Origin of the sequence: Psychrobacillus sp. FSL K6-2843, from assembly GCF_038626375.1 — a bacterium.
In the GTDB taxonomy this organism is placed as follows: domain Bacteria; phylum Bacillota; class Bacilli; order Bacillales_A; family Planococcaceae; genus Psychrobacillus; species Psychrobacillus faecigallinarum.
The window spans coordinates 444,948-458,371 of record NZ_CP152021.1 but is presented as its reverse complement, the minus strand read 5'-3'; the positions used below and the strand labels follow the sequence as shown (position 1 = coordinate 458,371).

Here is a 13,424-nt window from a genome sequence, read left to right as displayed (position 1 = left end):
CTATAACTGTTGTTTTCTTGACAAGAAATTAGCTACCCCTTGTAAAAGGAGCACGAGTACTATAAGAACGATGGACATCGCAGCAGCAGAGTAATACTCTGCACGTAGTATATTTTGGAATATAGCTAAGCTCATTGGCGCCCATTCAGGTGGTGCAAGTAATATGGATACGCTCGCCTCTTTAATGACGGTTATAAATACCAATACTGATCCAGCCGCTATCCCAGGTAGCATAAGCGGCCCAACAATGGTTATAGCAGCAGTTAAAGGAGTCGCTCCAAGATTAATAGCCGCCTCTTCAATGTCTTGCTTAATCGCTCTCATCGCTCCCATAGTAGACCTGACCATATATGGTAGTCTTCGAATTGTATATGCAATAATTAATAAAACAGCTGTACCAGTTAATTGCAAAGGAGCTGTGTTAAATGTTTGAATCAAAGCTATACCGAATGCAATTCCAGGGACAACTAAAGGTATAGAAGCCATGAAATCTAACTTAGATGAATTTTGTCTTACTACAAAATAAGAAACAAAAGTTGCTATGATAACACTTAATACAAGTGCTCCTGTCGCTAGCATAATACTGTTTTGAATATTCCCCATAGAGGTGGAAAAAATTGTTTTATAGTGATTTAGTGTATAACCGTTAGGCAGCAGATCTTTCCCCCAAGTTGTAGCCACAGATTGTAGTGCTACTGATAACATTGCTAAAAGTGGGATTAATACTACTAAAAAAGAGTAACCTGATAAAACTCTTGTTAATAATTTGTTTTCTATTAATTTCTGTTTTTTTGGTTTACCAGAAACAGAACCGTAGTTTCTACTTTTAGTAAATAAGTGTTGAAGCCAGAAAAAGAATGCAGCAACAATTACCATAACTACCGTTAGAATCGCAGCACCACCCCAGTTAAAGAAACCAGCTATTTCACGATAAGCCTCTACTACTAAAAGGTTTAACTCTTTCGGAGCTAGCACAATAGGGGTACCAAAATCGGAAAAACTCACCGTAAAAATTAATAATGCACTCGAGATAATGCCTGGAAGTGCCAATGGAAAAGTCACAAAAGTAAATGTGAACCAACTCTTTGCACCTAAATTTTGTGAAGCCTCTTCTAAACTAATATCACTTATTTTAAATGCCGCAACTAATGGCCATAACGCGTAAGGGAAGAAGAAAAACACTTGCACCATTACTACACCTGCCATGGAGTAGGGGTTGAGAAGCATCCCCTCTCCGCCTAATAGGTTGTAAATTTCCGTTACCCAGCCTGCTCTCCCGAACATTATGATAAAAGCGTAGGCTGATATAAAAGTTGGAACGATAAGTGGAATTGTACACAAGGCGGAAATTGTTTTTTTAAAGGGCATTTTAGTTCGTGCTATCCCATAGGCCATAGGAATGCAAAGGGTAATGACAATAACAGTTACTAAAAAACCCAAATATAGACTGTTTTTTAAGGCATCTAAATAGCCTGAGTTTGTAAATATATTTTTATAATTGTCTAATGACGAGCCTTTCAACTTTTCAATGGTTGAACTAAAAATTGTGGGATCCGTTATTGAACCCAAAATATTTATTGGCTGTCCTGTGAAGCTCACAAGAAATACCGAAAATAGTGGTAGTATCATGAAAAGGCCAAAAAATACGTATATAAATATTTTTACTACTGATAATCCACTGAAGTTTTTTAATGATTTCTTCATATCAATAGCACCCTTTCAAACTCTACTGTTAGCTTCACTTTTTTTCCTTCTTCAAATATATTAGCTCCGGTGGAGTAAGTTGTATCAACGATCAATTGATATTCCCCAACTTGAATATCATAGCGAACAATCGAACCTAGATATGTAGACATAAGGACTGTCCCTTCTATAACATTCGTTGTAGAAGAATCTACTATACTATCGACAGGCTCAACCATCACGTGCTCTGGACGTATAATGATATCCACGTCTTTCTTAGCAGTGCTATTAGAGGATTTCAATTTAAAACCATCCCCACTAACAATTAGCAAGCCATTTTCATCCCCTACAACTTCACCCTTCAATATATTGGAAGTACCAACGAAGTCTGCTATAAAAGGTGTTGATGGATTACTATATAGATCTGTCGGAGTACCAATTTGCACGATTTCCCCTTTGTCCATAACCGCAATACGGTCAGCCATACTCATCGCTTCTTCTTGGTCATGTGTAACAAAAATAGTTGTAATACCTAAATCCTGTTGAATAGATCTGATAGTATTCCTCATAGAGTGGCGAAGCTTTTGATCGAGATTAGAAAGTGGCTCATCCATTAATAGAACGGCAGGTTCCATCACTAATGCCCTAGCTAGAGCAACCCTCTGCTGCTGACCTCCCGAAAGCTCGCTAGTTAAACGATTTGCATATTTGTCTAGCTCAACATATTGAAGAATCTTCATAACTTTCTCTTGAATTGCTTTTGGCGTTTTTCCTAATCTTTTATTTAGTAAACGCGCATAAATACCTAGTTGTTTAACTGGATTACTAGAGTTTAACTCTTTAATGTTTAAACTGTAGGCGACATTGTCAAATACGTTCATATGAGGAAATAATGCATAGCTTTGAAAAACCATGCCACAATTACGCTTGTTTGCGGGAATGTTCTCTACTTCGTTATCTCCTATGTAAATTTTTCCTGAAGTAGGACTTTCAAAACCGGCAATACATCTCATTGTTGTCGTTTTCCCACATCCCGAAGGACCAAGAAGAGCGAAAAACTCGCCCTCCTTGATATCAAGGTTAATATCATGAAGCGCAGTAACGTCCCCAAACTTTTTTGTGATGTTACTTATTTTTACTGATCCCATTTATATTCACCCTTATTTATTGAAATTTATCTTTCCACTCGTTTCTTACTCGGTCATAGTTTTCGTTAACCCAATCTATATCGAGATCAACTGCTACCTCTTTTACCTTCTCCAAAGTCAAAGGTGTTTTAGATTCTACGTTAGGATTAATCGGTATATGATACCAATCCGCCATGATTTGTTGAGCATCCTCAGATAGAAGGAAATCTATAAATTCTTTACCACCTTTAGCATTTGGGCCACCCTCAATTAGTGATGCAGGATTTACAAGAACTGGTGTCTGATCAGGTACGATAAAGTCTACGCTTTCTCCCTTACTTTTTTGTTCATACGCCATAAAGTCAAAGCCAATTCCAATGTGGGCTTCTCCCATTGCTACTCCTTTTGTTGGAGCTGAACCAGAGTCTGGCATGGAGTTAGACTGCTTGACTAATTGTTCAAAGTACTTCCAAGCCTCATCTTCACCTTTTCTCATCATTTGATCCATAACCATTAAAGTTGCTGTTCCAGAGGCTGCAGGATTTGGAAACTGGATTTTCCCTTCCCATTTAGGGTCTAAGAGATCTTCCCACGTTTTTGGAGCCTCTTCCTCAGTCACTAGCTCCGTATTATAAGAGAATCCCAATACGAAAATTTCAATTCCAACATACTTACCGTCTTCATGTTTCATCTTGATGCCGTCTTCGACTACGTCCCAATCTGCTGCAAAATCTGGAATATACTCTGCTAAAATTCCACGCTCGACTGCTGCTTCAAAAGGTAGTATTCCTCCTCCGCCATACCATACATCAGCTTTTGGATTATCTTTTTCTGCTAACATTTGATTAACAAGTACATTTGTTCCAGCGTATTGTACATCTACTTTTCCACCGTGCACTTCTTCATATTTAGCTGCCAACTCTTTAGTAAAATCAGGTGTTTCAGGAGAATAAAGCGTTATTCGTTCTCCTCCACTTCCCCCTTCACTAGTGTCATCGCCTGCACAGCCAGCTAAAATACTTCCCGCAAGCAATACGCTTGCTACTAGACCTGTCATTTTCTTCACTGTATATCCCCCTTTGTTTTAGTTAACGGCAAAAAAATAAAGATGAACACCAAATGTAAGCCTTTACAAAAAGGCTTACATTTAGGCTTTCATCTCATAGTCTCTGCCTAGTTATTTAACTTAATTTAAAGTATACAACAAATTCTGACAATTACAACACTTAAAATACAAAATATTTAAACTATATTGCAATACTTTTTATTCAGTTAAGTATTTCTTTGCAGAATCTTTTTTACCATTTTAAAGTAATTCTATTTTCCTCAATATATTTACAGCCCCCCTACTTCTATCCTGTTTTTACCCAGAAAACTAAAAATTTGTAGAAATTAAATAATTTATTAATATTCCTCTGCTATACTCCTTTTGAACATAATACATTACAAGGAGTGAAATGAATGGTAAGAAAAGATTTTTGGACAGGTACTTTTAGTAAAATAACACTATCTTTACTGCTAGTTACTTCTTTGGTTTTCCCGTTTATCTTCGTGACCGAAACCCAGGCTGCTGAACCCATTACTGTGGCAGAGGCGATTAGCAACAATTCTGGGATTGCAACAGTACAAGGCTATATAGTAGGAACTGCCTCCTCCGGGACTTCCTATGATCAGGAAGCTCCCTTTACAGTTGCAACAAATATAGGCTTAGCTGACTCTCCTGAGGAAACCAATCCTGCTAACATTCTACCAGTGCAATTACCTACCGGAGCAGTCCGTGCAGGTTTAAATTTAGTAGACAACTCAAGCTTATTTCAAGGAAAGGTTACTGTGACAGGAACATTGTCTGCCTATTTCTCTGTTCCTGGAATGAGAAGTGCCAGTGCTTATACAATCATTTCTGAAGGAGAAACCCCTCCTACTGAGGTTGAGGTATTAGAAAATATTTCTGCAGCACGAGCTATCACAGATCAAAATAAAGTTGTCCGTGTGACTGGGACAGTTACAACTGGTCAAGGATTATGGGGCGGAAAAGCTTTCTATATTCAAGACGAAACAGGTGGGCTTTATGTATACACTTCCTCAGCAGATGTACAACCTGGAGATCTTGTTGAGTTGGAAGGAAAGGTAAGTCCTTATAGTGGAGAGCTTCAAATTCAACCAACAACTATTAGTAAGCTTTCTTCAGATAATCCACTACCCTCTGTTCAAGAAATCACGCCAGCCGGAGTGAATGAAAATACTCAGGGTGAAAGAGTTTTACTAAACAATGTAACTATTTCTAATCTAGTAGCTACTAATGATTATGGAACGTTTGAGTTCACAGCAACACACGAAAATGGCGAATCAGTCATTATTCGAAATGATAATCGTAATGGTCTAGACTATGAGACATTTACTAAACAATACAACAATGGTGATTTAATAAATGTGTCCGGTATTGGATCTATTTTTAATACCACTTTCCAAGTTAAAACACTTGGCTTAGAAAACTTTGAACAAGTGAACAAGCCTGCTGTATATCCAAACATTTTCCCTGGAACTGTTTCAGAAGGAACAAAAATTACATTAACAACCCCCTGGGAAGCAGCTAGTATCTATTACACATTAGATGGCTCTCCCCCAACTGCTTCAAGTAAAAAATATGTTGAGCCTATCACATTAACAAAAGACACAACAATTAAAGCTGTTGCAATAGGCGATATTACATCAGAAGTCTTTATATTTACGTACAATATCTTAAAAACAGAGAACCTTTCTATCCGTGATATTCAAGGACAAGGACACTTCTCTGATTATGAAGGTACGATAGTACAAAATATTACAGGCGTAGTCACTCATCTATACAATTCAGCAAACTTTGTTATTCAAGACATAAATCCAGATGATAATAATCATACATCTGAAGCTATTATCGTAAATAAAGCAAATAATGGATTAAAGGTTGGAGATTTAGTAACAGTTGCGGGTACAGTAGAGGAATGGTATTACGATGGCTATTCCGATATGAAAACAAACGACCTACCCATCACAAGAATTAGAGCTTCAGAAACGAGTAAAATAGGAACTGCAGAATTGCCAGCACCACTAGTAATTGGTGATGATATTAACCCACCTACTGAAATCATTGATAATGATGGCCTGACTTCCTTCGATGCATTAGAGGATGGAATTGATTTTTGGGAATCTGTTGAATTAATGCGATTAGCCGTACCAAATGCTAAAGTTGTAGGGCCGCAGGATTATGGCGAAATTGTGGTAGTGGCAGGTAACTCGGCTAATACTACATTTAATGTTTTAGGCGGAATTAATATTTCTGCTAATGATTATAATCCAGAACGAATTACAGTTCTTATTGATAATGATAACTACGATGCTAAATCAGGTGATTATTTTACGGAAGACATCATTGGAGTCTTGGGGTTTGGTTTTGGAAACTTTAAGTTATGGGCAGAAGAGGAATCACTCCCTCCAATTACACGCATTGAAAAACCAGTGACGGTGACGGATATTGTTCCTACCGAAGAAAAACTAACGGTTGCTTCATATAACGTAGAGAATTTCTCTGCTAATGCAGAAAACACTCCTGATGAAAAAGTAGTAAAAATAGCTCGATCATTTGTTGAAAATATGAAAGCACCGGATATCATTACTTTAGTTGAGGTTCAAGACAATGATGGTCCTACAGCCTCTGATAACTCAGATGCATCTGCGAGCTATGAACGATTGATCGCAGCTATCATAGCAGAAGGCGGACCAGCGTATGAATGGACTGATATAGCACCTGAATACAACCGCGATGGTGGACAACCTGGAGGTAACATACGAGTTGGCTACCTATACAATCCGGATAGAGTGACACTTTCTGAAGGCACAAAGGGTGGTTCAACTGACCCAGTTGCTTGGAGTGAAGAAGGAAATTTAACCTTAAACCCTGGACGTATCCTTGACTTACCTCAGGAAGACACTCGTAAACCACTAGCTGCCCAATTTGATTTCCAAGGGGAAAAAGTAGTTGTAATTGGTGCTCACTTAAATTCTAAGGGAGGAGACCAGCCTTTATTCGGCAAAAACCAACCTCCTGTATTGGGTTCAGAGGCTGAGCGAATTGAGCTTGCAACAATGATAAACAACTTCATCAAGGCAGGACAAGCTAAAGATCCAGACTTAAATGTAATTGTTGCGGGAGATATGAATGACTTTGAATTCACTCCTGCTCTTGCCGCTTTAAAAGGTGGAATTTTAACAAATATGGTAGAGAAAGTTCCAGTAAGCGAACGTTTCTCTTATTATTATCAAGGTAACAATCAAGTATTAGATCATATTTTAGTAACGAATAATTTAGCAGAAAAAACAGCGGTAGATATGATCCACATCAATGCAAACTATATGGATATCCATGGACGTGCTTCTGACCATGATCCAGTTCTAATCCAAATAGACTTGGAGAAGCAAGAGCAAGAACCAGGGGTTCCTAAAATCTTAAACCTAAAAGTTGATAAAAAGCATATTAAATTAGACTCTGGTAAAACAGCAACTATTAAACTATCTGCTATGGTGAAAAATAAAGGGAAGAAAAACTCGACTATTGATGTAACCGCAGATGCAACCTATACAGGCTATGATAAAAATATAATCTCTGTTGACCAAAAAGGGGTTATCACTGCTAAAGCAGCTGGAAGCACTACAATTAAAGCTACTTATAGCAATAAATCGGTTTCTATTAAGGTTACAGTAAAAGCTAAAAATGGCAAAACTAAATAGTTACTCTTGACCATGAAACCTGACCAATATATGTTGGTCAGGTTTCTTACTAATGATCAGAATCAAAATAGAACTACCATCTGCCTCTTTACTTTTTAATTTTCATATATTCTACTACCTTTAAGTCGATGTATCCTCTCTCTTGTAATCGCTCATCAAAATTTTCAATAAGATGATATGATTGCACAGCGTCTAACAAGTCATCACGTTCTATTAGATCTCGGTCCAAGTGTCCATTTTCAAACAGTAAATTTTGTATTTCTTCTTCTAATTCTCCTTCTATTGCTACAATATCCTCTATTGCCGAATGCTCAAAGTATAGGCGATGAAGCTTCAACAATCTTATTAGTTCCTTTACCGGATCACTATGGTCATCTACTCGTAAGTCTATGAATCTATCTGTATATCCTCCGTAGCTTCCTTTTTCTTTTACAATATAGAGAGCTGCAGATTGTTTGCCCCTACTGTCGCCACCCGCTAATTCCCCTGCACACAGGGCCGCCAATAACCGGTCGGCTAGACTACCATCTGTTTCTATAAAAGTTTTTTCCATTTCATTTACAGTCTCTGAATCTACTAGAATATTTCCCTGAATCGCATAGTTAGTACCCGCTACACCACCGGCCCATTCAAAGCATTCTTCTCCTGTGAATGTGATACTTCGACCATTCGCATTCACAATACCAACTTGTCGCACAGAAGACTTATCATCGTCCTTAATAAGTTCTTTTAACACTTCTTCTGGCTCGAGCCCTTGTTTTAAAAGGCTTAATCCTCTTTTACCATATTCCAGGTTAGCCCAAGACTGAGTCGCAATTGCTCCCACCCCTGCTTTAGCAAAAGGAACTACTGCACCGACACTTAAAAATTTGGAAGCCACCGCTATACCTAACTCTTTCGTTTCTGGGTCAAAACCAATTATCGAAAACGTCATACACATCCCCCATTCCTACATAATTGTATATATTCTAATCTTTCTATAAGAAAATGAAAAGAAATCCTATCCTCTCCAAAGGGCTGATAGGATTTCTGCGATTATTCATTATCTACAAACTTTCCATAACTAGGTTTCGCAATTCGTTGAAATTCGCTAACTAGTAAATGAAGATTACTTTTAAGCAATTCTCCACTCATTGGAAGTCCATGTCCTGTAATAGCAGTATTGGGATTTAATGATTTTAATACCTTCACTGAGTACTCCGCATCCTCCCAATTCGTTGTAAAATAACGAGGAGGACCACTTATTTCTTGCTCTTGAGTCAACACTTTGTATAAATACTCCTGTTTAACTGTAACAAAAGCATCCCCCGCTATAAGAAGCCCATCTTCCTTACGAAATAGAGAAATATGTCCTGGTGAATGTCCTGGTGTATGATACCATTTAAAACTAGGCAAAAAAGGAACAGAGCCATCCTCTGGCAATGCTATTACATGACTCCCCAAATCTATTGCTTCGTTAGGAAACATAGATGACATTTTTGCCACCATCCCGCCTTCAACCGTTGGATCCGGTTCTGGATAATCCTCTTTCCCCGTTAAAAATGGTAATTCCAATTGATGTGCGTAGACAGGTATATTCCATTTTTCTATCAATTCTTTTATCGCTCCTACATGATCGAAGTGACCATGGGTTAAAATGATAGCCTTAGGTTTTTTACGCTCCCCAAATCTCTCCTCCACTACCCCGATTATCTTCTCAGCCGAATGAGGCATTCCAGCATCTACTAATACAAAATCATCCGAACCTGGCTTGCCTACCAAACAAATATTTACTATTTGAACTGTGTAGCAATAGACATCTGACAAAATTTCTAGTCCTACCCCACTGCCAACCGATGTAGTTGGAATGTATTTATAATCGTCCCCATAAGATATCGAATTGTCCATTATGTTCAAGCTCCTCTCCATATTTTTTAGTTTCTCTTCCCTCCTAAAATTTATACTTTATTATCGTTTACACTGATTTAGTGCATTCTAAACATTCTCTTCTTCTTTTGTTATAAAATACCTATTAGAATTTATTTTTTGGCATAAGGAATCTGCAGACGAATGCCAAAAAGAGCGATAGATAATCAACTAATTATCCATCGCTCTTTTTTATTTTAATGTCTAACCAATTTTAAAAAATCTTGCTCTCCTACGATTTCTAAAGGAATTCCTTTTTGGATTAGCGCCTCTGCTTTTAGCATTTTTGAACTCTTCACTCCTTCTACGTATTTAGTCAGTGCTTGATCACCTACTATTAAAAAGTTAGTATCTACATCAACAGCACCTTTGCAAATAGCACCACGGTCAACTGCATATTGGGCTGCGCTAGACCTTGTCATAGAGTCCATTTTTCCTGTGAAGACAATATGCGCTCCGTAAAATGGATGTCGGGGATTCGGTTCATTTATTTGAGTCTCAATATAGGTTAAGGGCTTGTCCTCTATACTTTTCTTTGCACGAGAATTTGGTTTTTTAAGTGTCACGGAATCTCCAATTTTAATCTTATGCAAATGAGACAGCTCATTAATAGAACTGGTTCTTGTTTTTTTCATAGCTTCTAATACAATCAAAGCTGCAGCTCTGGCATCCTCTAAAGCATCATGATGCTTTAAACTTATACTTAAGTAGTTTGCCACTGTGGATAATTTATGATTATACAAATCAGGCCATACTTTCTTTGCAATTCTATAGGAACAAGAATATTGGTATTCTGGTTGAGTTTCATAGCATCTGCTCACGGAGTCCTTTAATACTCCTATATCAAAGCTTGCATTATGGGCTATGATCATTTGTTTGTCTATATAAGGCTTAAGCTGCGGCCAAAACTCTTCAAATGTTGGAGCATCTTGCACCATATTTTCTGTTATTCCATGTACTCTTGTATTAAAATAGTGAAACTCACTAAGTGGATTGATAAGCGTTTGTACTTCTTCATGTATTTTGCCATTCTTTACAACCACAACCCCTACTGAGCAAACACTAGATCGTAGACTATTTGCAGTTTCAAAATCTATCGTAACAAAATCCATTTATACCACCTCAAATATCTTGAATACTTCTATTATCTCATACTAATAATAATTAAGAGAAGCGCAAACACTTAGGTTACCCTGACAAGATTTTCGAGTAAATTTAAATCATTTTATTTCTCCATACATCACAATACATGAGATTGAAGCGACAGGCGGCGACTCCGGTGGGATCAGTGAGAAAGGTAAGACAACACAAACGACGCGCTAGCGACGGTGATGGCTTATCGCTCACCCCACAGAAAGCGACCGCCGAAAGCGGAAATCAGTTATTTATTGTTCAAGCTTTTCCTATAAATTTATTAATAGGATAGCTCTAATAACGATACAATTTATTCTTGTGATAATTTCTCCGCGCTACTTTCTCATTACTACACCATATTTGATTGAAGCGACAGGCGGCGACTCCTGTGGGATCAGTGAGAAAGATAAGACATTACATACGACGCGCTAGCGACGGTGATGGCTTATCGCTCACCCCACGGAAAGCGACCGCCGAAAGCGGCAATCTGCCATCTATAATTCATACATTATGATTAAATTATATTTCTGAAATTATGTAAGTAATCCTTACTAAACTCAAAAACCCCTCTAATAATAGAGGGGTACTTCGAAAATACTTATTAATATAATCGATTTATAGGAGAAGTTTCATCTAATTTTTGCTGACGTTCCAGCTCTTCTTCGCGTTGTTGTTTATTGATTCTTCTTTCTTCCTCATCAATTTCAACCTCATCATCACTAAATGCCGCTGGCCCCAAGTTCGGATCGGCACCTGGAGAATGTGCCCCATATGTTTTTTCTTCCATTGTTACACTTTCATCAATGGTAGGACGCTTATTTTGGACCAATTCGTCTTCTTGCATAGTATGCCCAAAATGATTTTCATCTCTTGCTAGTAGAGGATCAGTCGCAAAAGTTTCTCCCCTCGCAAACTTATCCTGTTGTTCATCCAACCGTCCATCAGTTTTGTTAACTACTTCATTAGTAGAAGGAGTAAATCCACTTTCCTTTGCATAGTCGGATATAGGTGCCTCTCCCTCCGTGAAACGGTTTTGCACAACATCAGTTCCAACAGTATCAGTATACTCTGTTGTTGCTGCAACTTCAGAGTCAGCAGCGTTATTTAAATAACCTTCGTCAAGAGTGTCAGAGTCAGTATATAATACTATACTTCCTGAAGACACCTCTCTTGCATATTGTTCTGCTTCTTCATCGTTTAAATCTAACTTTTTTAAGCCTTCTACGATAGCAGATTCTCCTGTAAACCAAGATTTAAACTTATCCATGAAAGTTCCTGCTTCATGTGTCGACACTTCTGAATGGCGACTTAATGCATTCAAATCACTGCTTTCTGAAGATATAACGTGAATATCACTTTCTTCAAAACCTTGTTTTTGTAGCGCCTCTAGTTTTTCATACATCTCTTCTTCTGTTCGAGCAATTTCAATTCTTCTATTAGAATTTAAATTCATTTGTAAAGCCTCCCTTTTAATTTATGTGGTGGTTTGTGTTATTAGATGAATACCCCCTCTTTCACATCACTAACCTATTTATCATCCTTTTAATCGATTTGTAATAATTGACATAAACTCTTCTTAATAATATTTAAATCAACTAGGTTTTCAAAAATAAGAAAAGGTATCGCTAGGACTTTCCTAACGATACCTTTTGGCTGTAATTTTTTTGTTTTATTTCACAAACCGTCTTTTATTTCTTTAGATCCTTATACTCTATTTCTTGACCATCTTCATATTGTACCTCTAGATCAAACTCTGTATATTCACTTATTCCAAAAGCTGTTAAAACTTTTTCCATTACTTCTTCCTTCTCCATGTCCTTCGTTAAGGCAAGATCAGTAAAAATAGGCTTCAGAAACTCATATGCTTCATCTCCATGTAGTTTCTTAGAGTCTAAAGAGTTTACATATTCTGCTTCTACTCCAGTGGCATCTACTTCAAAAGAAGCTTCAACAGCATCACGTTGTTCTGCAGTATCGATATCTAGGTCAAAAGAGGTAAACCCAAATTCACTTTCAACCGCATCAGCAGTTGGGGGATCGCTTACCTCTTCTTTATCCCCACATGCTCCTAAGATTAGAGCTGTTGAAAGAAAAGCGCTTCCTAATATTTTTCTTTTTAACATAACCATGATAATCACTCCTCAGCTAATTTCTAATTATATTATTAGCATTCTCCGGAAAACGTATTCTTAAACATATTAATTCAGCCAGGATAACGTTTATCGGTAGCGGAAGTATTTTTTGTCTTACTATGGTTTTTTTCATCCTTCACTTTTTGGTTTAGTTCTTCCATAGGTATCGGATCGACATTTTTCATTTCTTCGTCTCTATCAAAAATACTTTCTTTCTCTGTATCCAGTAAATCTGGATTATCCAAAATACGTCCAGGAATATCTTGTCTTTCAGAATCTTTATCCTTGTTAATTGAATGATTTTTATCCATCTTTACTCACTCCTTCGTGGTTTCTATTTATATAACCTTTCTTAAATTTAATAAACATTTTTAGAAAATATCGATATTCTATAAGACTATAGTTCTATCACTATATATATTGAACTATTTTTGTAAATTACTCTCTTTTTTTTATTTTTTCCTTTATCTCAGGAATTTTTTGCTGTAATTTATACTTATTTTTATAAATTAGGACTAATTTCTAAAAAAATAATAGTATAATACTATATTTATTTACTCTGAAATTGAGTACATAAGATTACAGTAAATAAATGGATAGGTATCTTAATGATTACTTTTCTTTCCAAATTGATTTATTTAAGTAAAATGCTTGCTTACACACTCTATTTTAAATGTTC

The 13,424-nt window shown here is 37.0% G+C and carries 10 protein-coding genes; 1 reads left to right on the top strand and 9 read right to left on the bottom strand.

Going from position 1 to position 13,424, the window contains the following annotated elements; all coding sequences use genetic code 11:
• The 3 genes from MKY94_RS02260 to MKY94_RS02250 are packed head-to-tail and all read right to left on the bottom strand — an operon-like array spanning position 1 to position 3,867.
• On the bottom strand, positions 1–1,704 hold the full coding sequence (locus tag MKY94_RS02260; RefSeq protein WP_151111487.1) for an iron ABC transporter permease: 1,704 nt from the start codon (positions 1,702–1,704) through the stop codon (positions 1–3).
• Complete coding sequence (locus MKY94_RS02255) at positions 1,701–2,831, bottom strand: ABC transporter ATP-binding protein (RefSeq protein WP_151111489.1); 1,131 nt, start codon at positions 2,829–2,831, stop codon at positions 1,701–1,703. The genes MKY94_RS02260 and MKY94_RS02255 overlap by 4 nt, the downstream gene beginning before the upstream one ends.
• Positions 2,832–2,847: 16 nt before the next feature.
• Entirely contained in the window at positions 2,848–3,867 is a 1,020-nt protein-coding gene (locus MKY94_RS02250) for an extracellular solute-binding protein (protein WP_144538592.1), read from the bottom strand.
• A gap of 404 nt (positions 3,868–4,271) precedes the next feature.
• On the opposite strand from MKY94_RS02250, the gene MKY94_RS02245 reads away from it, so the two are divergent.
• Positions 4,272–7,574, top strand: a complete 3,303-nt coding sequence (locus MKY94_RS02245) for a DUF6359 domain-containing protein (protein ID WP_342577926.1) — start codon at positions 4,272–4,274, stop codon at positions 7,572–7,574.
• An 88-nt stretch (positions 7,575–7,662) separates the two neighbouring features.
• Here the strand turns inward: MKY94_RS02245 and MKY94_RS02240 are convergent, their stop codons facing one another.
• The 6 genes from MKY94_RS02240 to MKY94_RS02215 form a co-directional block, all read right to left on the bottom strand.
• Positions 7,663–8,508, bottom strand: coding sequence for a DUF1028 domain-containing protein (locus MKY94_RS02240; protein ID WP_144538552.1), 846 nt, complete (start codon positions 8,506–8,508; stop codon positions 7,663–7,665).
• Positions 8,509–8,609: 101 nt separating this feature from the next.
• Positions 8,610–9,461 carry an MBL fold metallo-hydrolase gene (locus MKY94_RS02235; protein ID WP_191696995.1) on the bottom strand — a complete coding sequence of 284 codons (852 nt, stop codon included), beginning with the start codon at positions 9,459–9,461 and terminating at the stop codon, positions 8,610–8,612.
• Positions 9,462–9,676: 215 nt separating this feature from the next.
• The gene (locus MKY94_RS02230) at positions 9,677–10,591 is read right to left on the bottom strand and encodes an exonuclease domain-containing protein (protein ID WP_144538550.1); all 915 of its coding nucleotides are present in this window, start codon (positions 10,589–10,591) and stop codon (positions 9,677–9,679) included.
• 623 nt (positions 10,592–11,214) lie between these two features.
• Positions 11,215–12,066 (bottom strand): general stress protein, encoded by an 852-nt coding sequence (locus MKY94_RS02225; RefSeq protein ID WP_144538549.1) that lies wholly within the window; start codon positions 12,064–12,066, stop codon positions 11,215–11,217.
• Between the two features lie 235 nt (positions 12,067–12,301).
• The gene (locus MKY94_RS02220; RefSeq protein WP_144538548.1) at positions 12,302–12,742 is read right to left on the bottom strand and encodes a YusW family protein; all 441 of its coding nucleotides are present in this window, start codon (positions 12,740–12,742) and stop codon (positions 12,302–12,304) included.
• A 74-nt stretch (positions 12,743–12,816) separates the two neighbouring features.
• Positions 12,817–13,056, bottom strand: a complete 240-nt coding sequence (locus MKY94_RS02215; protein ID WP_144538547.1) for a hypothetical protein — start codon at positions 13,054–13,056, stop codon at positions 12,817–12,819.
• Positions 13,057–13,424 lie beyond the last annotated feature (368 nt).